The sequence below is a fragment of the Psychrobacter sp. KH172YL61 genome (assembly GCF_007182895.1).
GTDB classification, from domain to species: domain Bacteria; phylum Pseudomonadota; class Gammaproteobacteria; order Pseudomonadales; family Moraxellaceae; genus Psychrobacter; species Psychrobacter pacificensis.
In genome coordinates this window covers 2,028,869-2,054,668 of record NZ_AP019516.1, presented here as the reverse complement: position 1 = coordinate 2,054,668, position 25,800 = coordinate 2,028,869, and the positions used below count along the sequence as shown (strand labels likewise).

General features: G+C 45.8%; 23 protein-coding genes and 6 pseudogenes. 21 read left to right on the top strand and 8 right to left on the bottom strand.

Going from position 1 to position 25,800, the window contains the following annotated elements:
* The 21 genes from PKHYL_RS10865 (at position 1) to PKHYL_RS10770 (ending at position 11,316) form a co-directional block, all read left to right on the top strand.
* Entirely contained in the window at positions 1-975 is a 975-nt protein-coding gene (locus PKHYL_RS10865) for a hypothetical protein (protein WP_240365132.1), read from the top strand.
* On the top strand, positions 975-1,181 hold the full coding sequence (locus PKHYL_RS10860; RefSeq protein WP_240365131.1) for a hypothetical protein: 207 nt from the start codon (positions 975-977) through the stop codon (positions 1,179-1,181). Before PKHYL_RS10865 ends, PKHYL_RS10860 begins: the two co-directional genes overlap by 1 nt.
* Positions 1,182-1,204: 23 nt before the next feature.
* On the top strand, positions 1,205-1,558 hold the full coding sequence (locus PKHYL_RS10855; RefSeq protein WP_240365130.1) for a hypothetical protein: 354 nt from the start codon (positions 1,205-1,207) through the stop codon (positions 1,556-1,558).
* 14 nt (positions 1,559-1,572) lie between these two features.
* The gene (locus PKHYL_RS10850; RefSeq protein WP_240365129.1) at positions 1,573-1,935 is read left to right on the top strand and encodes a hypothetical protein; all 363 of its coding nucleotides are present in this window, start codon (positions 1,573-1,575) and stop codon (positions 1,933-1,935) included.
* On the top strand, positions 1,904-2,155 hold the full coding sequence (locus PKHYL_RS10845; RefSeq protein WP_240365128.1) for a hypothetical protein: 252 nt from the start codon (positions 1,904-1,906) through the stop codon (positions 2,153-2,155). Before PKHYL_RS10850 ends, PKHYL_RS10845 begins: the two co-directional genes overlap by 32 nt.
* On the top strand, positions 2,137-2,787 hold the full coding sequence (locus PKHYL_RS10840) for a phage tail sheath family protein (RefSeq protein WP_240365127.1): 651 nt from the start codon (positions 2,137-2,139) through the stop codon (positions 2,785-2,787). Before PKHYL_RS10845 ends, PKHYL_RS10840 begins: the two co-directional genes overlap by 19 nt.
* Before the next feature lies 1 nt (position 2,788).
* Positions 2,789-3,313, top strand: a complete 525-nt coding sequence (locus PKHYL_RS10835; RefSeq protein ID WP_240365126.1) for a phage major tail tube protein — start codon at positions 2,789-2,791, stop codon at positions 3,311-3,313.
* Positions 3,314-3,453: 140 nt separating this feature from the next.
* Positions 3,454-3,771 carry a phage tail assembly protein gene (locus PKHYL_RS10830; protein ID WP_240365125.1) on the top strand — a complete coding sequence of 106 codons (318 nt, stop codon included), beginning with the start codon at positions 3,454-3,456 and terminating at the stop codon, positions 3,769-3,771.
* Positions 3,728-3,886, top strand: a complete 159-nt coding sequence (locus tag PKHYL_RS10825) for a GpE family phage tail protein (RefSeq protein WP_240365124.1) — start codon at positions 3,728-3,730, stop codon at positions 3,884-3,886. The genes PKHYL_RS10830 and PKHYL_RS10825 overlap by 44 nt, the downstream gene beginning before the upstream one ends.
* A 10-nt stretch (positions 3,887-3,896) precedes the next feature.
* On the top strand, positions 3,897-4,829 hold the full coding sequence (locus PKHYL_RS17665) for a phage tail tape measure protein (protein ID WP_269778162.1): 933 nt from the start codon (positions 3,897-3,899) through the stop codon (positions 4,827-4,829).
* A gap of 4 nt (positions 4,830-4,833) precedes the next feature.
* Entirely contained in the window at positions 4,834-6,219 is a 1,386-nt protein-coding gene (locus PKHYL_RS10820) for a phage tail tape measure protein (protein WP_269778161.1), read from the top strand.
* Complete coding sequence (locus PKHYL_RS10815; protein WP_240365123.1) at positions 6,216-6,986, top strand: phage tail protein; 771 nt, start codon at positions 6,216-6,218, stop codon at positions 6,984-6,986. Before PKHYL_RS10820 ends, PKHYL_RS10815 begins: the two co-directional genes overlap by 4 nt.
* Complete coding sequence (locus PKHYL_RS10810; protein ID WP_240365122.1) at positions 6,983-7,240, top strand: tail protein X; 258 nt, start codon at positions 6,983-6,985, stop codon at positions 7,238-7,240. Before PKHYL_RS10815 ends, PKHYL_RS10810 begins: the two co-directional genes overlap by 4 nt.
* A complete protein-coding gene (locus PKHYL_RS10805; protein WP_240365121.1) occupies positions 7,233-8,213 on the top strand; it encodes a phage late control D family protein in 981 nt (326 codons plus the stop codon). The genes PKHYL_RS10810 and PKHYL_RS10805 overlap by 8 nt, the downstream gene beginning before the upstream one ends.
* On the top strand, positions 8,210-8,368 hold the full coding sequence (locus PKHYL_RS10800; protein ID WP_240365120.1) for a hypothetical protein: 159 nt from the start codon (positions 8,210-8,212) through the stop codon (positions 8,366-8,368). The genes PKHYL_RS10805 and PKHYL_RS10800 overlap by 4 nt, the downstream gene beginning before the upstream one ends.
* Positions 8,369-8,423: 55 nt before the next feature.
* The gene (locus PKHYL_RS10795; protein ID WP_240365119.1) at positions 8,424-8,747 is read left to right on the top strand and encodes a hypothetical protein; all 324 of its coding nucleotides are present in this window, start codon (positions 8,424-8,426) and stop codon (positions 8,745-8,747) included.
* A 163-nt stretch (positions 8,748-8,910) separates the two neighbouring features.
* Positions 8,911-9,276, top strand: coding sequence for a GPW/gp25 family protein (locus tag PKHYL_RS10790; RefSeq protein WP_240365118.1), 366 nt, complete (start codon positions 8,911-8,913; stop codon positions 9,274-9,276).
* Positions 9,277-9,295: 19 nt separating this feature from the next.
* Positions 9,296-10,105: a baseplate assembly protein gene (locus tag PKHYL_RS10785; RefSeq protein WP_240365117.1), complete on the top strand. Its 810-nt coding sequence runs from the start codon at positions 9,296-9,298 to the stop codon at positions 10,103-10,105.
* Positions 10,098-10,319: a hypothetical protein gene (locus tag PKHYL_RS10780; protein WP_240365116.1), complete on the top strand. Its 222-nt coding sequence runs from the start codon at positions 10,098-10,100 to the stop codon at positions 10,317-10,319. Before PKHYL_RS10785 ends, PKHYL_RS10780 begins: the two co-directional genes overlap by 8 nt.
* Positions 10,238-10,681, top strand: coding sequence for a phage tail protein (locus PKHYL_RS10775; RefSeq protein WP_332835969.1), 444 nt, complete (start codon positions 10,238-10,240; stop codon positions 10,679-10,681). The genes PKHYL_RS10780 and PKHYL_RS10775 overlap by 82 nt, the downstream gene beginning before the upstream one ends.
* Positions 10,672-11,316, top strand: coding sequence for a phage baseplate protein (locus tag PKHYL_RS10770; RefSeq protein WP_240365115.1), 645 nt, complete (start codon positions 10,672-10,674; stop codon positions 11,314-11,316). Before PKHYL_RS10775 ends, PKHYL_RS10770 begins: the two co-directional genes overlap by 10 nt.
* Positions 11,317-11,517: 201 nt before the next feature.
* Here PKHYL_RS10770 and PKHYL_RS10765 read toward each other — a convergent pair whose 3' ends face one another.
* From PKHYL_RS10765 to metG, 8 genes and pseudogenes are all read right to left on the bottom strand, one after another.
* On the bottom strand, positions 11,518-13,185 hold the full coding sequence (locus PKHYL_RS10765; RefSeq protein ID WP_093068989.1) for a sodium:solute symporter family protein: 1,668 nt from the start codon (positions 13,183-13,185) through the stop codon (positions 11,518-11,520).
* Between the two features lie 912 nt (positions 13,186-14,097).
* A complete protein-coding gene (locus PKHYL_RS10760) occupies positions 14,098-15,060 on the bottom strand; it encodes a formate dehydrogenase accessory sulfurtransferase FdhD (RefSeq protein ID WP_071003567.1) in 963 nt (320 codons plus the stop codon).
* A gap of 90 nt (positions 15,061-15,150) precedes the next feature.
* Positions 15,151-17,484 (bottom strand): annotated as a pseudogene (locus tag PKHYL_RS18895) (FdhF/YdeP family oxidoreductase).
* 189 nt (positions 17,485-17,673) lie between these two features.
* Positions 17,674-18,467 (bottom strand): annotated as a pseudogene (locus PKHYL_RS10730) (ABC transporter ATP-binding protein).
* 64 nt (positions 18,468-18,531) lie between these two features.
* A pseudogene (locus tag PKHYL_RS10725) lies at positions 18,532-19,432 on the bottom strand (ABC transporter permease).
* Between the two features lie 441 nt (positions 19,433-19,873).
* A pseudogene (locus PKHYL_RS10720) lies at positions 19,874-20,906 on the bottom strand (ABC transporter substrate-binding protein).
* 132 nt (positions 20,907-21,038) lie between these two features.
* Positions 21,039-22,101, bottom strand: a pseudogene (locus PKHYL_RS10715) (ABC transporter substrate-binding protein).
* Positions 22,102-23,357: 1,256 nt separating this feature from the next.
* A pseudogene (gene metG / locus PKHYL_RS10710) lies at positions 23,358-25,456 on the bottom strand (methionine--tRNA ligase).
* Positions 25,457-25,800: the final 344 nt, after the last annotated feature.

Sequence of the window (25,800 nt, the reverse complement as noted above, 5' to 3'; positions counted from 1 at the left end):
ATGCACGTAGGTATAGCAGGAGAAGTTCGCTGTGTTGTCACTAAAGCAGACGGAACAGTAAAAACTGATACTGGTTTTCAGAAAAACCTAATTCTTAACCAAGGGTTAGAGTTTTTTGGAGGAGGATATGGTTCAAGTATGTTTAATAATTGCGTTATTGGTGCTGGTAACAGCGAGCCAGTCGTAACACAAAACAGACTTGATTCTTTTTTGGCTATAGCTGGCGCAAGCGGTTTTGCAAAAGAAACCGATTATGTGGCAGACGGTAGTAACACCTACAAGACTAATCGGACTGGTAGCTACAAATTCAGCGGTTTGGGTAGCATAAATATATCAGAGATAGGTTTGGCAAGCACTGGTACTACCGAGAGTAATTATTACCTATGCACTCGGGCACTTATTAAAGATGCTCTAGGTGAGCCTACCACTATCAGCCTGAGTGGGGATGAGGTTCTTCAGGTTCATTATAGGATTTGGCAAGTATTTGATACAACAGATAAGGATGAGTTAATCAATGTTAAGGATGGAGCGGGCGGATTAGTAGCTTACAAAGCCACCCATCGCCTTGCGGCTGTTGGACATCCCTTTTCTAAGTATGGAGCTATTGTTGGAATGCCTTTTGGCGCGGTTCCTGCTGGCGGGTACAGCGAATATAATAACTTTACCACTTTTTCATCGGGTTTGGTTGACTTAACAACAAAACAATCTGATAGAGATAGACTTGGAGTTCTTTCGCCTAATGATTACGTTATCGCACCTTACATTCCTTTAAGCAACAAGCGGCAGGTAACTTTTAATTTTGAACTAACTAAAGGTAATGGAGATATTAGAACGATTTATGTACCAGTAACAATGGGGATATTCCAGATTAGATACGGTACTGTTGATGGGGATAATCCTTTAACGAAAACAGACAAGGAGACTTTATCTATTCCATTAGAGTTTAGTTGGGGACGATACGAGGGTGAATTGTAATGTTACCCGACAACACACTGACTGAGCTTGATAGAGCATCATTTCTGCCACCACGCAATAAGCCCCAAAAGCCCACAGCATCTTGGGAGCTTGGTGGCATTGCCCTATCTGACACCAGTGAGCCTATGCGGTACTACTGGTACGGCTACGTCAAAGGTAAAGCTATTTACCTACAGCGTAGCGGTGCTGACCAGTCGCGGTATTAGCGTTTGCAGGTGATGTCACTGAGATGAGTTTTAGCTTTGATCAGAACATGCGACCAACGATTGCATACGTCGAAAATGGCGTGGCCAAATTGTATTGGTATGACGCAAGCGCTGCTAAAAATGTGCTGACACTCTATCCGAATATCACCAATCCGCGCCTGTCGCTTGATGATAAGCGTAAATTTAACATCGGCAACAGTGACATTATTTTTGCTTATGTGGCTGACTACAATCGTCTGTGCTACCGCCTACAGCGTGAGCGATATAGCGCTGAGTATGTACTGCTAACTGACACGACAAAGTCAGATAAGGACCCGCTTGAGCTATTTAATATTGGCATGAGCACGGCAAACCGTTTTTTGTTTGAAACTAATTAATTTAAGGACAAACCATGACCCAATTTTTACACGGTACTGAGACCATCGACGTCTCACAAGGCACAACGACCGTCCGCGAAGTGCGCTCGGGCATCATCGGGCTGGTGGGTACTGCACCGCTGGGTGATGTTAATACGCTCACCATCTGTCTATCATCGACTGATGACGCTCAGTTTGGTGAGATTACCAGCAACCATACCATCCCAGCTGCTCTGAAATCGCTACGTGAGCAAGGCGCTGGCATGGTCATGGTCATCAATGTCGGCGCTGATACGGATACGATTACTACGGCTGATATCATTGGCACTACAACCGCTGAGGGGGGCGCGTACGGGTATTCAATTAATGGGCGATGGCTACGGTATCTACGGGTATGATGCCAAGATTTTAATTGCACCAGGCTTTAGTAGTGTGCCCGCTGTTGCTGCGGCTTTAGACGTAATGGCAAGCAAAATCAAAGCCATTACTTATATCGATCTTCCCCTCGGTCTAACCCCAACTGAGTCGGTAGCCAGTCGTGGTGGGGTTGCACCGCTTGGTGTTGATATTTATCAAACCCAGTCCACACGCGTACGTATTTGCTATCCCTCACCGTAAGGTATTTAATCCCTGTCACTGATGGTATTAAGCTTGAGCCATCATCTATCGCATGGGCTGGCGTACGCGCTCGCGTAGACCGTGAGATTGGTTACTGGACAAGCTCATCTAACAAAGAGATGCGCGGGACGCTTGGGCTTGAGCGTGTCATCTCAGCACGTATTGATGATCCTGATACGGAAACCAACTTGCTCAACGAAGCTGGCATCTCAACGATGTTCAAATCCTTTGGTACAGGGTTCCTGACATGGGGCAATCGCAGTGCGGCATATCCAGTCAACAATAGCTTTGACAACTTCGAGCAAGTCCAGCGTACCAAGGACATGATTGAGATCAGTATTCACCAATCCAGCTTGCCATTTGTTGATAGCGATATTCGCCAGCCACAAATTGAAGCATTGGTCGGCTTTACTGATGATTACCTGCGTGTGCTAAAAATGCGGGGTGCAATTGTAGACGGTGCGGCGTACTTTGACCCTGCTCGTAACCCAGCAAGCGAGCTGTCCCAAGGGCATATTCGTATCGGCTATAAGTTCACGCCGATATTCCCAATGGAGCGTATCACCTACGAGCGCGAAGTCACAGGCGAGTATCTGCTTGACCTAAAATCTGTCAACATGGGAGGCATCTAATATGTCCAATAACGGTATTGAAGTCCATAAAATCACACAGGGCATCGTCTATCTAGATGGTAAAAGTATGCTGGGCAAATGCGAAACGGTCGATCTGCCTGAGCTTAAATTCTTATTTGAAGAGTTCAAAGCGCTAGGTATGATCGGTAAGATGGAACTGCCTACCAATGGCGTTGATAAGCTTGAGGGCAAGATGAAAATGAACAGCTTGTACGCGGATGTATCGCGGCAACTGACACCGTTTCGTGCCCGTCAAATTCAAGTACGCTCTAGCGTCAGTGTCCATACCAGCATGGGGCGTACCAATGAAGTGCCACTGGTAACATTCCTAACTATCTCTCCCAAAAACATGCCGCTTGGTAAATTAGGCGATCACAAAAACGTCGACTTTGAATATGACTTTGCCTGCACGTATGTTAAGCAAGTGATGGATGGTGTCGAAATCGTTGAGTATGACGCGATGGCAAATACCTTTAAGATCGGCGGTGAGGACATGCTGGCAGACTATCGCAGCAACGTCATGTAATCTGCATTAATCCTTAATGCGCTATAAAATTAAGTAAGCTTATATCTGTTTATCCTAGCCTTAATGTCCAAAGTGGCATTAAGGTTTTTTTACGTCAATTATAAAATTACGTTTCATTATCAAATATTAGGATAACCATCATGACCAAAGCTAAAGCTCCAATCGCTAACGCGCCTATCAAGCTAAAACACCCGTTTACCACTGCCGCTGGTGCGCCAATTGAGCAAGTACATGTGCGCGGCATCAAGGTGCGTGAGATGAAACAAGCCCAGCGCCGTGGTAACGGTGACAGCGCTGAGATTGAACTTGCGATGGTAGCGGTCGCTTGTGATCTGGTTCTAGAAGATTTAGACGACATGCACATGATTGACTATCAAGCCGTGAGTGCGCGATTTTCAGAGATTAATATCGGTAGTGCCGACGAATCAGTGGCAGATACTTCAGGGACTGCTGGCTAAGTGGTTTCATATTCAGCCGTCTGAAATTGACGAGATGGTAATAACAGACTTTATTGGCTGGATCGATGAAGCCAACGCGCAGATAGCCGCGCAAAACAAGCAAGCAAATCAATAAAGGGTAACGTATGGCGGATATGTCGTTAAGTATGCGGATCGGCGCTGTCGTAGACGGCTCGCTGAACCGTGTGCTGGGCGGCGTCAATCGTGACTTTGATCGTTTGGGTAGCACCACCACGCAACTGACCGCACGGCAAGAGCGCTTAAATCGTATCATTGAGCGCGGTATGCAGCGCGGCAATATGGATTTGACCCGCTTTAGACGTGAACAGGAACGCGTCACTCGTGCGATTGAGGAGACAAAGCGGGCGCAAGAGCGATTGAATCGCTCGGTTGAACGTGGGCGTCGTATTGGTGAAGCGCAATCACAGGCAGGGAGTAATCTTGCTAGCAGCACCGCGCAGCTTGCAGGTTTTGGTTTGGCTATCGCAGCGCCCATCAAACAAGCTATTGAGTTTGAATCGGCTATGGCGGAGGTTGGTAAGACCGTTGAATTTAGCGCTGGTAATAGTATCGGCAAGCTTGGAGATGAACTCAAGCAGCTGTCACTTACGATACCACTCTCTGTCAACGAGTTAGCCGCCATTACTGCTTCAGGTGGCCAGCTTGGTGTCGCTGATAAAGACTTAATCGGCTTTACCACAACCGTTGCTAAGATGGGTGTGGCGTTTGATATGTCCGCCGATCAAGCGGGTGACGCGATGGCAAAGCTGTCAAACGTCATGCAAATACCCATTAAAGAGATGGATCGTATCGGCGATATGATTAATACCATCTCGAATAACTCACCTGCCAAAGCGCGCGAGATTGTATCTGCTTTGTCTATGGTAGGCAGTTCAGTTAAGGGCGCAGGCTACTCAGAGCAGTTTAGCGTTGGACTCACTGGTGCGCTGATCGCCCAAGGGCGTGATGCGTCGGTCACGTCTAATGCTATTGAGTCGATGATTACGACGTTTAGTACGCTAGATATGGCAACCACTCGCCAAAAAGCGGCTTTTTAAGACGTTGGGCATTGGCTCAGATGAGTTTGCAGCCAAGTTTAAGAAAGATGGACAAGCAGCCACGCAAGAGTTTTTTGATCTAGTGAATAAGTTACCGACTGAAGAACGTACGGGCGTGGTCTCTAGCATTATCGGACTTAACTATGGCGGCGATATTTTATCAGTCGCTAATAACACTGAGTTGTTAGGTAAAAACATTGAGCTGCTGGGTACTAATGCTGATGGTACTGGCAAATACCTTGGTTCTATGAATAAAGAGTTTGATAGTATCAGCTCGACTAAAGCCAACGAAGTACAGCTATTTAAGAATAATTTCAATGTACTCGCAATCACGCTTGGCGATGCTTTACTACCTGCGCTTAGTGATGCCATAACTGCTATCACACCGCTCATACAGTCCTTTGCTTCATGGGCGAAACAAAACCCTGAATTGATCGCAAGCACGGTAAAAATTGTCGGCGGTCTGCTATTGGCCAAAGTCGCGTTTTGGGGTGTGAGCTTTGCTGTGCTATCCGTCATACGTCCTATTGCGTCATTGGTCACCACATTTAACCGATTGCGGGCGGGTATCACTGTTCTACGCAATATGGCAATACTTGGTCAGTTATCACCGATACTGATGAAGCTTGGTGGTGCATTAAGGTTTGTCGGTGGTGTGCTACGTGCTATCGGACTTGCAGCGATGGCGAATCCATTATTTATCGCTATTGGGCTGCTGGCTGTGGCCGCGTATCTGATTTACCGCAACTGGGCACCGATTAAGGCCTTCTTTATTGGCTTGTGGAATGGTCTTAAGTCTGCGGTCACACGCGGCGTTGGTGCTATTAAAGGCGCATTGGCAGGCTTTCAGCCGTTGGCATTTTTTAGCCGTGCATGGGCATCAGTTACTACTTACTTTGGCGCATTGCCCGCCCGTTTTAGACAGTTCGGTGTCAATATTATTCAAGGGTTAATCAGCGGCGTTCAAGCCAAATTTGGTGCATTAAAAGCCACTATTACCAATATGGGCGACTCAGTATCAGGCTGGTTTAAATCTAAACTGGGCATCAATTCACCGTCCAAAGTATTTGCCAAACTAGGCGGCGGCATCCCTGAAGGGGCTGCGCTCGGTATTACTCAGCAAACACCGCTTGCACTAAAAGCCTCTGAACAAATGGCAAAACGCCTCGCGCAAACGCAATACTCAAACAGTGTACTGGGTTCGCAGAGCTTAGGCGGTGGTATGAGCGCAGGCTCTATTAGCTTTAGTCCAACCATTAATGTGCAAGTGGCCGCGGGTGCTGGCGATGTATCAGGTCAAGTACAACAAGGGCTTGCAGCAAGCTACGCAGAATTTGAGCGGATGCTTGAGCAAGTCGAGGGCAATAGACAACGGAGGGCGTTCGCTTGATTACCCATTTAGGCGATATCAATTTAGGTGACGTACGCGGTGCTCATGGTCTGTCTCTACGCACAGGTTATGACTTTGCCAAGCACGAACGGCCACTAAATAAAGCCATTAAGCAAAAACTGGGCGCAAGGCTGGATGAGTGGCGTCTAAGCTTTAAATTGCACCATGCTTTTTGTGATCCGCAAGTGGTTTTGGATAAGATTTTAACGACCTGCAATAAAGGCGAGCCAATGCCGCTGGTGTTTGACTATGTGGACTATAAAGGCTGGGTGACGCTTGATGATGTCGATGTCAACTATCAAGAGATTGCCCCCAATGGCAAGCCACTAGTGATTACAGGCTCGCTCTCCTTATCAGAATTTACAGGCGACACGACGACGAAACCTACCGCCCCTGCGGTACGTGATGACAATCAATCATTATCCAATCCTGTGCCCGTACAAACCGCTACCAGTGATAATGTCAGTGAGCTATTGCCCACGCGGCAACCGATGCAACATTTGGAGGATGCGCTTATTGCTCAGCATCGAGCGCGAGCACTAATACGCACATTAAGCAGTGCGTCCAGTGGTGACTTTTCTGCCATTAATAATGCCACGTCTATCGTGAATGGCTATTTTGCTAGTAACGACTGGACAGGCAATACCGTACCACCACTGCCGATCATTGATAGTAGTAACTATGGCGACTTGTCACAGATACTAAACGATCGGCAAGCAGTCATGCTTGAGCTGACACGTAGTGCAGCAACGAGGCAATCACTATGAGTCGAGTAGCCAAAGGCTATCTACAGCATATCGCATCAGATGGTGATCGATGGGATAGCTTGTCTTATCAATATTATGGCGATGCTACGGCTTACGAGCAGATCATAACCGCTAATCGTCATCTGCCAATCACAGCGATGCTTACGGCAGGTCAGATCGTCTTTATCCCTATTATTAATAAACCTAAAGCAAAAGGCGCGGACACCATACCACCGTGGCTACGTGATGATAGTAGTGAGGTGAGCGATGATTGATATGCCTGCGTTTGAGCTGCTGTATAACAACAAATCAGCAACTCACGACATTGCCTTGCATCTGCTTGATGCCAGTTATAAAGACACGCTAAAGGGCGAGTCTGATGAGCTGGACATCACACTAGAGGACACTGAGCGCAAGTGGATGGATACGTGGTATCCGAGTAAAGGCGCGACGCTTAACTTTAAGATCGGTATTGACGGCGATAGCGTACTTGATTGCGGCCAGTTTGAGATTGACGAGATTAATATCACTGATAGCCCAAACACAGTACGGATTCGCGCGCTATCAGCTGGGATTAATAGTCCGTTACGCACAGTGCACTATACGGCATTTGACGATGTGCTGCTCGCTGATGTAATCGGACAAGTAGCGGCGGCTTTGGGTTATACGGTTGAGGGCAAAATTTACCCGCTGATGATTGAGCGTGTGACACAGAGTGAGACTGACCTTGCATTTATCTATCGTCTGGCCAAGCAGTACGGCTATATCGTCAAAGTCAAAGGCAAGCGCCTTATCTTTAGCCGCTTAGATCAGCTTAAAACAAACAGCAGCGTCATCACCTTACATCGCCACCAAATTGATCGCGGTTGGGAGTTTCGTGACCAAATTCGCACGGTCAAAAGGAGGCTGTTGTCGCACGTCAATATCCAAAAATCCAAACGCCTGGTAAAGTCACAATCCAAATCTAAAGGCAAAACATCAGCAGATAAATCAGTCAGTCGCGGTCAGGCCAGTACTGCCTCAGTCGCTAATGCTCGCGCTGATGCCAATTTGACGCAAGACAATGACCCAAAAGCCATAGGTCGCTTGAGCAGTGCAGGTAATACCTTGCTTGTAGCTGGCGCTAATTTTGATTTAGCAGGTTTTGCACGGTTTGATGGCAAATGCTTAATCAATACTGCCACGCATACTATTTCTAGGCGTGGTGGCTATAGTACAGGCATCGAATTTATAAGGCTTAGTGCATGAATATTGTCTTTGGACTGGTTGAAAACATCGAATATAAACCGCTACGCATTCAGGCAGTACTACCAGACATGGGTGATATCTTAAGCCCGTGGGCACTCGTGCTTGCTGCACGTAGCCAAGGGGCAAAGACTTACGATCCGCCTGTAAAGGGGTGAACAAGTCGCTTTACTGCTGTCTGACAATAATGAAACAGCCATTTGTCTTGGCTCTGTGATGAGCGATGTCGATAATAGCCCAGCCGACGATCACCGTTATATCAAAAAATTTGACGATGGTACGTGCATCGAGTATGACAGCGCCGCGAGCTTATTAGATATTAGCGCTGTGGGGTCTATTCAAATCGTTTGCGATGGTGATTTCAATCTGACAGCCGCATCAGCCACTATTAACGCACCGACGACTATTAACGGCGACACGACTATTAATGGTATAGCCACTATTGTAAAAAATGCAATTATTGCTGGTATCTCATTTATTTTACACGGCCATACTGGTATCGAACGTGGCAGCAGCAAGACCGATAAACCCAGCTAATCCTTAATTTGCTATAAAATCAAGAAACGGCTTAGCCCCTTAATATAAAAGCCTCTCCCCCAAGATAATACGATTACTCATTAGGTATAGGAGGCGACTATGTAGTGCTTAACTCATTAAAAATGAAAACCGAGAAGTGAGATACCCATAATACGGATGGCACATGACAAAAATCAGTAACAGCTTACATTGGCAGTCAAGCTTGAGTAGCGACGGTATTGTCGAAGGCTTCGCCGATGTTGAGCAAGCCATCCGCATTATTTTATCAACACCAAAAGGCAACGTACCGCACCGCCCAGAATTTGGCTGTGACGTACTGCCCTTAATTGACGGTAACTTTAACGATGTTGCCCCTTTATTTATTGCCCGTGCGACTGATGCCATATTGGCAGATGAGCCGCGTGTACAGTCGCTTAAAATTACCGCCCAGCAGTTCGGGCAGCAGCAAGGTTTTAGCGGCGCACTGTTTAACATCGCATGGACACCGATTGATAGCTTAATCCCGCAGAATATGACTTATAGAGTGTAACCGATGGATACTAGCAAGCTTGCCGAGCCAAACTTTATTGACCGTGATGCAAATAAAATCACGGCTGAACTCGTCGCCAAATATGAGGGAGTTCAGCGGTAAGCCATTATATCCAGCACAAGCGGATCGCTTGATGATTGATGTTATTGCCTATCGTGAAATGTTGATTCGTAACTCAATTAATGAAGCGGCTAAGCAAAACCTGATCGCATTCGCAAGCGGCGTCATGCTGGACTACCTAGGTGACTTTTTTGGTGTGGTGCGATTGGATGCTGAGACAGATGAGCAGCTGCGAACACGTATTCGCTTAGCACCAGAGAGCTACGCCACTACTGGCAGTCGCCAAGCTTACATTTTTCATGCGCTATCCACTGATGCCGCCATTATTGACTGTGAGGCAGTGCGTGGCACGAGTGGTAAGATTTTTATCTATATTTTAACGGCTGATGGGACTGCTAGCCCTGAGCTTATCCAAGCAGTACTGGACAATACCAGCGATGAAAAAAAGCGCCCCTTATCTGATCGCGTGGACGTTATCGCAGGTCAAGCATTAGACCTACACTTAAAAATTAAAGTGACGCCGCTTACCAGTGCTAACCCTCAGGTTGCGCTTGATAATGCTCGTGTCAACGCTCAAGCGTTTGCTGATAAGCTCAAAGTAAAATTGGGGCAAGATATTGTACCTAGCCAAATTATAGACGCGCTAAGTGATGATAATGTTTGGCAAATTGAGGTAATAGCGCCTGCTAAACCCTTAATGGTAGAACCATGGCAATGGGCAAATGTTACTGATATCACGGTCACATTGGGAGCCGCGCAAGATGGCTGATTATGACGATAGCGTCTTACCGATGCCGTTACAGCAAACGCGGTTCATCCTATTAGAGCGCTTACTTAAAAGATTAGATTCACTAAGTCAGCATACTATTATCATGCTGACCGATCTTAATCCCGCAGACACATTACCATTTTTGCAGATCACTTTAGCTTATTTGGTGATGGCTGGGAGTTTGCAGTCTCTGAAAACGACCAACGTGAACTGATAAAAGAAGCGATTGAGATTCACAGACATAAAGGCACACCATGGGCAATTAAGCGGGTACTTAAGCTGCTAGGTTTTGGCGACTGTGAGTTGATAGAGCGTACAGGATTTTTAGAACATAACAGTGTTGCTAAGCACAACAGCAGCCACCGATATGGCTACGGCGGCGACTGGACACATTATAAGCTGGTAACACCACGGCTCATGAGTAATGCTGACGCTGAACGCATACGCGCACTACTGATTGATGTTGCGCCGCTTCGTTGCAAATTAGTCTCAATCAACATACCAGTGAACCACAATGGCGCGATCAAACATAACGGCACTTACAACTACGATGGAGTAATTGGACAATGGCAGTAGTTACCGAAAAACCAGTCTGGGAAGGTAGTATCCGACTCATCGACCCAAACGATCCTGTACAAGGCGGCGCAGGCGGCGTGGATAATGTACCACATGAGCAACTTGCCAACCGTACCGCCTATCTTAAGCAGGAAATAGAAGGTATTAAAGGCGAACCGACTGAAGAGGTTACTCTTGAATCACTACTAAAGCGCATTAAAGAGTTAGAAGAAGCCCCTGCTATTACCGTACCCGTTTTGCCAATCGGTGCAACATTCGAGACCACATTGGTTTATACATCAGGTCAAGAGGTTGCAGCGGCAATAGGTTATGGGGAGTGGCAACCGTTCGCAGAAGGTCGCGTGACCGTTGGTGTATCATCCAAAATAAATGATCCAGATTGGACTAAGGTTATTGGTACTGAAGAGGGTGAGTATGAAAATACACTTACGGTTGAACAAATCCCAAGTCACGCTCACCCACTGGGAATATCTACTAGGACAAGGATTGCTCATGATGACTCACAAGAAAGTGATAGAACTGTAGATACCACAGGTGTCGAAGAAGAAGGTTATGTAGGTAGTACTGGCGGCGGTCAGCCGCATAACAATGTTCAACCATCAGTCGTCGTCGGTAAGTGGGTTCGTACTGCATAGTAGCGCTCACATAAACATGCACAACGAAAAAGGCTCACTGATGATACAGTGAGCCTTTTTGATAAACTATACAAAGCGCCTACGCATTCGTATTTGTGTAATGCTGTTGCATACTGTGCAATAATATCCTAGCGCATTTATAACGCAATTTCGGCAAAAATATAACGAGCCGCATCAGCAAGCGGTGCTCGCTACCTGTGTTCATGAAAGCTCAGAGGTCGATGCCTTGGCTTTTTTATCATAATCGCCGACACGTTGATTGATTAAAGCAAAATCAAAGTGTTCATCACCCATGAGGCTAACGATGATACAAGCGATGGTGCTAGCACCATAGGCCGTTAGTGAGGCCAGTAGTACCATGTACTGACGTAAGAAGCCTGTGGCAAAAATGAGCATCAGTACCAGCGTGATCGCTGCCGCTACCATGCCGATTTTACGACCCAAAAAGCCAAAGACCATCAGCCCAATCACGACTGCGGCGCCCACACTGGCCAGTATTTCAAAGAAAAGCGCAGTAAAGCCTGTCATCGGTAGCAGCTCAAAGCGTACCACACAGAATAGCAGTAGGCCGATGATGACTGCCGAGGTAAAGGCGGCATTGGTCACGCGGTTCCAAAACACACTGGCGATGACCGGAAAAACAATCGCGCCCCATAATGCACCGACGAATACGAGCATCACCAAGATATCTAGCTTAAAGCTGGCAAAGATCAGTCCGGCAGCGGTGGCGATAATCATCGTGCTACGACCAACGAGCATCATGGTTTTAGGTTTGACGCGGCCTTTGGCAATGTTTTTGCCATACACATCCGCCATCATAATGGTCGATAATGCCGACAAATCTGAGTCGGCTGTCGATGACAATGAGCCAATGACCAAGATAAAGAACAAGGCGATAAATACAGGGTGCAAGTAAGTGCTGACCATCTGCGGGATGAGGTTGTTCATATTGCCATCTAGTGGCTCGATACCGATGGTCAAAGCCATCAATCCGATCATACCAAGACCGATGACGATACCAGCATAGCCGACCGTGGCGGTAATAAAGGTCTGTTTAATCTTAGTCTTATCGATCGCAAACAAGCGCTGCGTGATGGTTTGGTTACCAATCGCATAAGCAAGTACAGCGACAAAATAGGGCGCTCCTTGCTGAAAAAACGCTTCGGATGAAAAGAAATCCTGCTGTTCAAGCGTGAGGTTAGCGAGGCCATCGACCATGACTTGTGGCCCACCCATCGCAAACAGTACCGCTGGAATAATGACAATACCGATGGCCATCAAAGCGACCAATTGCGCAAAGTCTGTAAAGACGGAAGCACGAAACCCTGAGGTTAGGGTGTAGCTTAGCACCCCGATACCTGCAATCATGACCCCCGTCTGAAACGATAATGGCGATAATACCGATACCAACGCCCCAGCTGCAGTAAAGTTGACCATCAAGCTAATTAAGCTGCCCATAAGGTTGGATATGGCTAAAATTAATTGGCTTGATGAGCCATGGCGGGCGTGGATAAGCTCACCTAAGGTATGACCATCGGGTGCAAGCTCACGAAAGCGCATACCAAAAGGATAAATGAATAAGATCATCAGCGCGCCCCAAAAGCCGTAATGTATCGGCCCTGATACGCCATACTTGTAGCCAGAGGTCGCCGCCGCATAAAACGATGCCGCCCAAATCCAAGTAGCGGTCATACTAGCAGCACCCATGCCAAAGCCGACGCCATGGCCTGCCACCATAAATCCTGAAGTGGTTTCTTTGTCTTTTTTGATCAGCAATGACAACAAATACGTGCCGCCATAAAACGCTAACAACAATAAAATAATGGTTAACGATGAAAATTGGAACAGTGACTCAGTTTTCAAATTCATACCTCGCGATTATTTTACATAAATAAAAGTTTAATAGTATAACTTTATCCAAAACTGTTAAGAATACAATAAAGCCCATAAAAGTTTTATGTAGAGGCATCACACAGTGCTAACAGTTAGCCGTCATAAAAAGCAGTCAGCGCCGACCCAAATGCCGCGCGCTGGCGCACTTGGTGTTTTAAGGGTAGATCCTGCAACCTGTAAATGACAACTGCCCATTGACATCATGCCGGTTACTCACTGTTGTACGTCATTTGAAAAAATCACATGCAACAGTGAGCCACATTTCACAAAAAATCGCAGGGAGTCATCAGCATGCGTCTGTTGATGGATAGTCCATCACGCTGTCAAGTGGTCATACTTGATAATAGCTGGCTGCTATAGAGCGCTGACAAGGCAGGTATCTACAGCAAAATTATGAATAAGCACTCAGCCATCTGCTGATGACGGTGCTAAGTGTAGACAGCTTTATCGGCTAATATTATGTATAGCCGGCTGAAATACACCCAAGCATGAGCGAATTTTTGCCCATGATTAGGTAATTGACGCATTACCTGTAGTTAAGTATCAAACACGCTACAGCCCTGATGCGTTGCACCATAGGCTAAGTATTTATAAATAAAACTACAGCTATGTTAACTATGTGTAACATACTCGTGCGCTAAGAGTACCCTATTCTGCCGTGAAGCTCAAATCTATCGGTCAGTTATCTGTCATAAATGACCAAAAGGCAGAGGCAGATCTCAAGAAAAATGGCATTCACAAATGGGGTTTATGGAAAGGTGTTTGTGAGGGTATCAATAAGGCTAACATATTGAATGGTGGCAGTATTAAATGATCAATGTGAGGGTATCAAAGTAAACGAATCGATGATAACGACAGGATTTAGAAAATGTGGTTAGGCAATACTCATCAAATGCCAGTGTAGTAGGTGACTCTATTGTCACGCAAAAACCCAGCCAGTCCCAAACCATAGCGCTGGGCGACCCGTACGGCCGTACTGGTGGGCGCAGACATGCCAACGAGCCAAGGGATACGCCCCCGAATCGATTTTTGTACCAACTCAATCGATAATCGTGAGGTCATGAGTACGCAATCAACCTCTACTTTTTGTCGCAGTTGCCAACCGATTAATTTGTCGAGTGCATTGTGACGGCCTACGTCCTCAAACAAGTACAACTGCTGATTGTATATCGTCGCTGCTGCATGCACAGCTCCTGTCAGTTGGTGTGTATGCTGTGTGGCATCTACTTGCTGACGTAGTACTAATAGATACTCAAGGCTTGGCACGGTTGCCTTAGAACCATGTATGTTTGCTTGTGAGTAGTGGCTCAAGTCGGGCAATGCCTGTGTCAGCCCCGTGATGCCGCACATACCGCAGCCTGTACGCCCTGCCAGTTGGCGCTTTTGGGCTTGGATGCGCTGATGGCAGCGTTGGTTTAGCACCAGCTCTACGATATAGATATCATAATCTTGAAATTGCTCTAAGCGTTGCTCAATGGAGGCGAATTCAAGATCCCCATCGTTTAAGGATTGAGCAAACTTTTGGTAGCTGGCAATATCTGTAAGATGTGTCACTTCCCAATCAAGTAATTCATGACTGTGCTGAATCAAGCCCTCGCTAAATAAGAACCCAACAGCCAAATACTCTAGTTGGTAAGGGCTGGCCATCAGTACCGCATAATGAATCCCATTAATAACGATTGATACCGCTGCCTCTACTGCCAAACTGGTGGTTTGAGACTCAATACAGCTTTGAGGTATATCGGCTCCATGAGCCTTGTCCGATGGATAATGATGCTTCTGCGCTAAATGTTTGCGAGCGAGCATTGTCTCGGCTGCGCTATTATCATTATCCTCAGATATCTCAGTCATAATCACTCTAGTTTCAGTTGTCTCTGCCATCATAGCCATTTTGCTAGAGGACTCACTTTGCTCAAAATTACTTTCAGTGATCATTACCACTTATACAGGTTCGGCTGTCTGAACACTTGTATTCACACGCTCTAAGATCACGGTCGTCGATTTGTATGCTGGGATATGAGAGTCTGGCGCATGGGTATCCAAATCAAACAGGTCGTTACATTCAGGGATAATAGGCGGCGACGGCATTGGCGGCGATATCCATCTCAGTCAATATGAGAGGCCCTAGTACGCGCGGCTTGTTTTTATGCGCTGTGTGGCTTGAGCTGCTGGCGTGCCGCGATACCATCACCTGATCTCCTTTTGCCAGCCTAGGCGGCTGATTTCATCTGGATGCATGAATAGCACATCTCGGCGGTTGGTCTGGCGATAGCGGTCTTTGAATCCAAATATCATCGTATTGAACTGGTCATGACTACGAACGCTGGTCAGTTGCCAAACCTTTTGCGTTGTGTCCTCATGATCAATGTCATGTGTGTCCGCCATTTGGGCTGCAACGTACGTAATGGAGTAATGCGGTACTTCAAACTGAGCTTTGCCACTCTCGGTATTCCATACACGATGGCGCGCTGCATGATACAAATGAAACCCGCGCTCATTGGTACGAATGCGCTGATTGAAGTTTTCAAAACCGTTAATAGCTTGGGCGATATAGTCTCGAATGAGATCAAAATCTTCGCTCATTGCAAGCCAAGGAATAGAGGAGTCAGCACCAAGTACATGTGTCGCAAGCTCCGCTATAATCTTTGCCTCAGACTTTAAGTTATCACTCACAGGTTTAAGCTTACCTTGGGTTGGAACTATCTGACACATTGAATCTTCAATCGTTGCAAACTGCTCACCTTTTGTTGTCAGGGATACGCTCAGTACGACCCAGACAAGGCAGAATGACGTTGTTTGCTCCTGGGTATAGCATGGTTTCATTGAGCTTGGTACCGACAAATACATTGAGCTGAGTGGTGGTTAATGCTTGTTGAATAGCGCTCGTATCAGGGGCTGCCACAGCATAATTACCGCCCATACCCATAAACACTTTTAAGTCACCTTCGATAAGCGCTTTGGCGCCTGTGACGACATCATAGCCATGCTCTTTTGGCATAGGACGCTCAAAGACGCGCTCTAGACTGTCCAGTAAGGTTTTACTCGGGCGTTCATGGATACCCATGGTACGATCGCCCTGAACATTGGAGTGACCACGAACAGGGGGAGGCGCCCGCACCATCAATACCAATCATACCCATCAATAATAATAGATTGGTAATCATCGCAACATTGTCATCGCCTTGCACATGCTGGGTGATACCCATGCCCTAAGTACAAATGGTCGCTGAACTATCAGCAACTAGCTTAGCGAGATTGACAATATCTATTTGAGGAATACCGCAGCCAAGCGTGATGTCTTCCCAAGTTTGCGCTGTTAGCCATTGTTTTAGCGGTTCAAAACCTGCGGTATGAGGTAGTGATAAAGTCATGGTTGATTCTATCATTTTCAATCAGCCATTTAGCAATGCCCGTCAATAGCGCGGTATCACCGCCGATTTGAATTTGAATGACATCATCGACCATATCATCACTTTGACCTGCGGCCATATGCATTGGTTTTTGCGGATTTCTAAATCTACTCAAGCCTTGCTCGCGCATCGGATTAATCGAGATGATTCGGCATCCTTGCTCATGTGCATGGGCAAGCATCTCCAGCATTCGTGGATGGTTAGTCGCTGGGTTTTGCCCAAACATCAATATCAGTTTGGCTTGCTCAAAATCCTCTAGCATGACTGTCGCTTTGCCGACGCCTAGCTGTTTACCGAGCATCACTGAGGTCGGCTCATGGCACATGTTCGAGCAGTCAGGCAGGTTGTTGGTGCCAAAGCTGCGAACAAACAGCTGATACATAAAGGCCGGCTCGTTGGTCACGCGCCCTGAGGTATAAAATAGTGCTTCATTGGGTGAATCAAGCTTTCCAAGCTGCTCAGTGATTAAGCCATAAGCCGCTTCCCAAGGAATAGGGACGTAGCGATCTTGCGCGGCATCATAGTACATCGGTTCTGACAAACGCCCGCTATGCTCAAGTTCGTAGCCAGACCATCTTTGTAACTCGGTCACGGTATGCCTTGCAAAAAATTGTGCATCTGCCTTTTTCGTCATGGTTTCGCTGGCGATGACTTTGATGCCGTTTTCGCAGACGTCGATGCGCTTATGTGACTTATGGTCTGGCCACGCGCAGCCTGGGCAGTCAAATCCGCCTTGAGGTTGATTGCTTTTTAGGACGCTGACACTACCGCGTAAAAAGGTTTGATAATCCATCAGTTTGCGTGTCGAGGAGATCAGCGCAGGCCAACCTGCAGCAGGGTGGGAGTAAACAGGAATTTTGCGCATGACAGACCTCATCGATAAATGGCGGCATAATGGTGGTATCTCATCACTATATAATGCCCGCTGTACCGTGTGTAGCAGTAGTAACCATAGATAACAAAAACCTTCAAGAAACATCAATTTTCTTGAAGGTTTTAGAAGCAATTAGAAACAGTAATGTCTGCTTTTTGAGAGTCAATAAGTTGAGACAGTCTAGCTCAAAATTAAGCTATCGTCTTCAACCTTTTCGCCGCGTGTTTGCTCGAACATATCTAACAAATCGTGTACGGTCATGCCGCGACGAATGTCTCCAGACACGTCCAAGACCACTTGCCCTTGGTGTAGCATCACGGTGCGCGTACCATGTGCCAATGCTTGTTGCATAGAGTGGGTCACCATCATGGTGGTGAGCTTATTGTCTGTGACAATTTTATCTGTCAATTCTAAAACAAAGGCGGCAGTTTTTGGATCAAGGGCAGCAGTATGCTCATCGAGCAATAAAATCTTAGAGGGCTGTAGCGATGCCATCAGCAGGCTCACCGCTTGACGTTGACCACCAGAGAGTAGACCCATACGGTCTGTCAGGCGATTTTCTAGTCCCAGTTTTAACACAGACAGTTTTTCACGGAACAAGTCACGGTTGTTTTGATTTAGTGCAAACTTCAAACCGCGCTTGCCGCCACGTTTATAGGCCAAGGCCATGTTTTCTTCAATGGTCAGCGCTTCACAAGTACCTGCCATCGGATCCTGAAAAACACGCGCGACCCAGTGTGCACGTTGATGGGCGGATTTTTTGGTGACATCAATGCCATTTAGCAGGATTGAACCACTATCGACGCGCGTGGTACCGCTGACTGCGTTCAAAAAGTCGATTTACCTGCACCATTGGTACCAATAACAGTGACGAACTCACCATCAGCGATATTCAAACTAATACCACGTAGGGCAGGGTTTTCGATAGGTGTGCCTGGATTAAAGGTCAACTGTAAATCGGTGGCTTGCATCATAATCGTTATTCCTTATTATCTCTTCGGGCAAAGCAAGTGCTGTTGGTACTTGCTTAAACTGTCATTAGGCGCGAACTTTGCGTGATAAAAACTTCGTTTTCGCTTTTGGTAAGACCAACGCCAATACCACGAGTAATGCTGTGATTAAGTTCAAATCTTGCGGGCCAAAGCCGATACTACGCAGCGTATCGCTCGATAGTGCGACCTGAATAAACAGCTTGTACAATACTGCACCGACCACAACCGCAAAGGTAATTAACCAAATACGCTTGGCAGGAATGATGGTCTCACCAATGATGACTGCTGCTAGACCGATGACGATGGTGCCGATACCAATAGAAATATCAGCGCCGCCTTGGGTCTGGACAAATAGCGCACCTGCCAAGGCAATCAAGCCGTTAGAGATCGCCATACCGATGATGGTCATCCATGAGGTATTAATACCTTGCGCTTGTGCCATTCTCAAGTTTGAGCCAGTAGCACGCATTGATAAACCAGTTTCGGTACTATAAAACCAGTTTAAAAATAACATGGCAATCGCCACGACCACACCGATAATCAGACAGCGCATCCAATAACCATTGCCATTAGTCACTAAGGTACTAAATACCGTCGTTTCACCAAGTAGCGGTAGGTTTGGGGCGCCCATGATGCGTAGGTTGACAGAATATAGGGCAACCATCACTAAGATACTGGCAAGCAATTGTAGGATGCCAAGTTTGACATGCAGCCATGCAGTAACGATACCAGCGATTGAGCCTGCTAGCATACCAAAAGCACAGGCGAGCCACGGATTGACACCCGCAACGATAGAGATGCCAGCGACCGCGCCGCCCAGCGGAAAGCTACCGTCAGCCGTCAAGTCAGGAAAGTCAAGCGTACGAAATGAGATCAGCACACCAAGTGCGACGAGGGCCATAGATCAGACCACTTTCAAGCGCACCAAAAAAAGCAATTAAAGACATAAGAGATCAGTAAGTCATAACTCAGTGTCTAGCGTATGGAACCAAGATAAGTGAGTGGCAAGCGCCAAAACCCTCTAAATGCTAAACAGCTAAGCGGTGAATTTAACAGATTAAGCAATCTGCGGTTAGGGTAAACCAAAACAGGTCACGATTAACAACGTTCATAAGTTACCTTGGTTTAAAGCGCTGATTCAAGCAACGGCAATATCCAATACAGCAAAAATGTATTTTACTTAACAAGTATCAGATAAGCCATAAGCTAACTACAGCAATATATGAAACAAGCTATTTAAACAGGTTCTGCTGAAACAAGAAGCCCAGCCTACTGACTCATAGCTGGGTTTCTTGTCAAACATTAGCATGACAGCACAAAAGCGCAATCACTGATTCATATTATGATTTTGCTCATGGCTGCTATGGTAAGCCAAATACAAAGGTGCGTTATTCTACCACTTCTTTTGCTTTATCGATAACTGCTTGTGACAAAGTAATGCCTTCTTCTTCAGCATGTTTTGGGCTGACATACAGGTTAAGCGCTTGTGGGGGTGTAAACAGGGATAGCGCCTGCTTTTTCACCATTCAAGATACGAACAACGATCTTACCCGTTTCACGGCCAAGCTCATAATAATCTACGCCTAATGCTGCAACCGCACCGCGCTCAACTGAGCTGGTATCTGAGGCGATCAGTGGAATCTTGCTTTCTTTGGCGATTTGATAGAGTGACTCGTAAGCGGATACCACGTTATTGTCTGTTGAGGTGTAGATCATATCGACCTTACCTTCTAGGCTACGTGCTGCCATTGCGATGTCATTACTACGCTGTGCTGGTGCTTCAAGCACGTTAATGCCTTGAGGGGTCAATTTCTCTTTTAGATTTTGTAAGATAATCGTTGAGTTGACTTCACCTGGACTATAGACATAACCGACATTTTTTAGTTCAGGAATGACTTGGCGCATCAATTCAATTTGCGGCTCATATGGTAGGGCATCTGAGGCTCCTGTCACGTTGGTGCCAGAGCCGTCCAAACTTGGCACCAGCTTGGCAGCGACTGGATCAGTCACCGCAGAGAATACCAGTGGAATGCTGCTCGTTGAGGCGGCCACAGACTGTGCAGATGGGGTAGCAATCGCTACGATCACATCTGGATCATCAGCGACGAACTGTTTGGCAATCTGACCGGCTGTCGCAGTGTTACCTTGTGCGCTTTGGAAGTTGACCGTTAGGTTTTCACCATCTTTGAATCCTGCTTCGTTTAACTCATCGATCACGCCTTTGCGTACATCATCAAGTGCTGGATGCTCAACGATAGCAGTGATAGCAACAGTTTTCATTTCGGTGGCAGTATCGCCAGTAGCCGCAGTATCAGTCGTGCTAGTATCTTGGGCTGATTGATTACAACCCGTTAAGATAGCAGTGCATACACCGCCTAGTAGTAACGCTTTGCCAAAATTAAAACGATTTTGATACAACATGGTTCTGACTCCTAAAAGTAATAATGTGTCCGTACATTATTTAATAGATGGGTAAAGGGTAAAGCGAGCCACTTATGATGGCTACAGGGTATTTTTCAGTATTACTATTCAGCACTATTTATTTTATTCGTGCTATTTGTTATCAGTGCTTTGCGCTTGTTCATCAACATTGATGCCATTTTTTAGCAACTCTGCTGGCAAACTAACGCCTTGCGTTTTGGCATGCTTAGGGCTGATATATAAGGTTAGATCGTTCATGACGGCAGGTTCAATGTTATTGATCGCCTCGCCATTTAATACGCGATATACCATTTTGCCAGTGGTACGACCAAAGTCATAATCATTAACGCCAAGAGCAGCTGCCGCCGCGCTTCACGCTAAACTCATCAGACGCGACAATAGGGAGTTTCAACTCGTTTGCTGCTTGAGTCATGGCCTCAAAAGCAGAGGCGACGTTGTTGTCAAATGAGGTATAGATGATATCTGCGCGTCCTTGCAAGCTACGGGTTGCCATGCCGATATCGGTTGGACGATTGGCAGGGATATCTAACAATGTCAGATCTCGTGCTGGTAGCGCTTGTTTTAGGCTATCACGCAATGACACTGAGTTTGCTTCGCCTGGGCTGTAAACGAAGCCGATCGTTTTCATCTCAGGCTTTATTTGTTGTAGTAAATCTAACTGCGGCTCTAGAGGTAGCTGACTCGATAATCCTGTCAAATTGCTTTGAAAAGGCTTGCCATCTTCATTGATAAGCTTAGCGCCTAGTGGGTCTGATACGGCCGTATAAATGATAGGAATAGTAGTGGTAGCCGCGACAATCGACTGGGCCGATGGCGTCGAGATAGCGACGATGGCGTCCGGATTGTCTCCTGCAAACTGCTTAGCAATCTGTCCTGCTGTCGCTGTATTGCCCTGTGCACTTTGGAAGTTGACCGTTAGGTTTTGGCCTTCGACATAACCATTGTCTGCCAGCTCATCAATAATACCGCGGCGCATGTCATCCAATGATGGATGCTCAACGATTTGGGTAATCGCAATAGATTTGGCAGGTTTTTCTGCATCTGCAGCAGAGCTATTTTCAGTAGTGGCGGCTGTGTCAGTAGAGGAGTTCGAGCAGCCTATCAGGCCAAGTGTGCTAATGGCACTAAGAGCAACGCCATATAGGCTTAAGCGTAGAGTAGAAGCAATAGTCATTATTAGGATAACTCATAGGTTATATCAATCATAAAAACCAAGCGAGGACTGTCAGATTGATCAAGCCTACTAATAGCAATGCTCAAAGAATCTGTTTGGTTCTCTTTGGTTCTAAAAAAGATATTGGAGAATGCAGATTAGCCGAGTCAATACTACGTCTACGTCAACATAGCAGGCTAACCATTAATTAAAGTAATCGTTCCGTCGATTATTATGTTCATATTATGACAGCAATGTAAGTTATCGCAATAAAAAATTAAAGCGCATTCGTCATAGGCGTACTTAGTAAGACTATTAGGCATTGTCGTAACCACTGTCATAAGTGTGGTTTTGAGTATTTAACCATAAGAATTAGCCTCTTAAGGCATTGTCTTATCCAATAAACTGATAGTCAAAAAGCATACAAGCTAGCAACGCATCTATTACCAATCCACTTCATAATTAACGTAAGCTAATGTTTATATAAAAATTTTTTATATGAGAAGTAGGGTGCGTCCAAAATCCATATCATTATTATGTTGACGTGTTGAATATATAGTAAAGCCCAAATAAAACTGATATATCATCATAAACACACTCGATTAAATACTATTTTCCTTGCTTGCTGTGACTTCGTCTCCAGAGGCTGCGAAAAATAGCCTTTAATCTCGTTGTGTCATTTTTAAATTGACTTGACTATACAACGCATTCAAATATCTCATTACTATTATTCAAACGCATATTTTAAGGATAACATTATGAATACAGCTAATTTAAAGTTATTGACCATCGCTGGCATTACGGCAAGCTCATTGATTTGCCTGCCTGCTATGGCAAAAAGACAATCATGGTAATGGGCACGGTCATGGAAATGGCAAGGGTAACTCTGCTCACATTAGTAAAGATTACAACCATAACAATTATCAAAATAATGGCAATGCCCACCCTAATATTAATGCGTATCGCAATGCTAGCCCTAACGCGTCATTCAAGCGTGACCTTGATAAATACGGTTATAGAGTAGTCGGCAAGATTGATAGAAGGGATTATGATCGTTCTGTTATTTTAGATCGTTATGATGACCGTTACGTACGTATCCGTACGCCAGACAATAAGATTGTGACAGTAATTAATAACACGTTGGAAATTATTGATGTTTTGGAGTAGATAACAGCGCACTTTAATCTTTTAAGTCAGCCATAAAAAAACGGTCTATTTAGACCGTTTTTTCGTTCTTTCTTTAATTATCACTTACACCACTACTTAAGTTAATATTTTTATGCGAGTACATCACCAATGACACAGTTATCAGGTAGCGTAACGACCGTTAGCTGAGTTTTTGGATCGCCTGATGACAAAATCATGCCCTCAGAGATACCAAATTTCATCTTTCGCGGGGCAGGTTGGTCACGCAAATGACTTTCTTACCCGTCAGTTGCTCAGGCTCATAGAACTTACGAATGCCGCTAAACACGTTACGTGGCTTTTCTTCACCAACATCTAGTGTGAACTGTAGCAGCTTGTCCGCGCCTTCTACGTGATTGCACTCAAGCACTTTAGCGACTTTCATCTCAACCTTAGCAAAGTCTTCAATACCAATATAATCCGTTTGCTCGGCAACAGTATTAGCGTCTATTGCAGGTGATTTGTCTTTTGCGGCAGGCTTGTTATTTTCGGTCACAGCAGGCGCATCAGCTTGAGCTAATGATGCTTTAGAATCTTCTACCATGGCTTCAATATCTTTTTCTTCGATACGTTGCATCAGTGGCTTGAATTTATTGATTTTATGGCCTAATAACCACTCATTACGACTGGCAAAGCTTAAATCGTCAATATTCAAAAACTCTTTCGCATTTGCTGTCAGCTCAGGCAATACTGGTGCCAGATAGACCATCAACTGACGGAAAATGTTGATAGCGACCGAGCAGACGTCTTGAACTTCTTGCTCAGTGCCTTCCAATTTCGCGAGCGACCATGGTTTTTTGGCATCGATATATTCGTTGGCTTTATCCGCACACTGCATGATGAGGCGCATAGCACGTGAGAATTCACGATTCTCGTAAGCAGCAGCAATCTCATCGCCCGTTTTGGTAATGTCTTCTAATAGGCGCGGTTCAGCGCAAGTCTCAGACAGTATACCGTCGTACTTTTTAACCAAGAATCCTGCACTACGACTAGCGATATTGACCACTTTACCCACCAAGTCAGAGTTGACCTTTTGCATAAAGTCTTCTAAATCAAGGTTGATATCTTCGACTTTGTCAGACAGTTTGCTGGCGAAGTAATAACGTAAGTATTCAGGGTGTAAATGCTCAGCATACGTCTCGGCCTTGATGAAAGTGCCGCGTGACTTACTCATTTTTTCGCCATTGACCATCAAGAAGCCATGGGCAAAGACGCCCGTTGGCGTGCGCAATTCGCTACCGGCTAGCATGGCTGGCCAAAACAGTGCATGGAAATACACGATGTCTTTACCGATGAAGTGATAAACTTCGGTTTTGTGCTCGTTTTCTTGTGCCCAGTAGCGGTCAAAATCAAGCGCTTGCTCTGTTCCCGCACGCTTATCACATAGGTTTTTAAAGCTTGCCATGTAGCCAACTGGCGCATCAAGCCAGACATAAAAATATTTGTCTGGCTCATCGCTTGGGGTGTCTGGAATTTGAAAACCGAAGTAGGGCGCATCGCGCGAGATATCCCAGCTAGTAAGTCCTGCCTCAAACCATTCTTGCAATTTATTAGCCACTGAGGTTTGCAAGCGATTGTCACTGCGCGTCCAGTCCTGTAAGAACTGCTCAAACTCTGGCAAGTCAAAGAAATAATGCTTAGAAGTTTTAAGCACAGGCGTGGCATCCGATAACGTTGAGCGCGGGTTTTTCAGCTCAGTGGCATCATAAGTGGTGCCGCATACTTCGCAGTTATCACCATATTGATCTGGTGAATCGCACTCAGGGCAAGTGCCTTTGACAAAACGATCGGCTAAAAACAATTGCTTTTCAGGATCAAATAGCTGCTCGACATCTTTTGTGCTGATATGACCAGCCTCATTGAGACGACGATAAATCAGCTCAGAGAACTGTTTGTTTTCTTCTGAATGAGTGCTGTGGTAGTTATCAAAATTGATCAGGAACTTTGAAAAATCTGCTTCGTGTGAGGCTTTGACTGAGGCAATTTGCTCCTCTGGCGTGACGCCATTGGCTTCTGCTTTGAGCATGATGGCTGTACCGTGCGCGTCATCGGCACAGACATAAGTGACCTGATGGCCTTGCGCCTTCATCGCACGTACCCAGATGTCTGTCTGAATATATTCTACAAGATGCCCCAAATGGATGTCGCCATTGGCGTAGGGCAGCGCACTGGTTACTAAAATCTCACGCACTTTTATCACCTATATTTTTGTATAAATGGGTTAGTTATCGAACATCTTAAGCGGCTCATCGCTCATCGATGCGACATCGTTAATGCTAAAAACTTCTAAAAATAATAAAAAATCAAAAAGTGTGCCTATGATACCGTAATTCAGATAATTTTGTGATATTCCTTGGTAATTACTTCTCATTTGGCAAGCATTTATTAGCCATGAACGATAGGTTCACACCGCATGTTGATGGTCATAAACCAGCCATAAAAAACCCACCAAGCAGTGTGCTAAGTGGGTTTTTTATTTATCCATTATTCACTTAGATACCAGTAGTCAATAATAAATGGCTAAGTGACTAAATG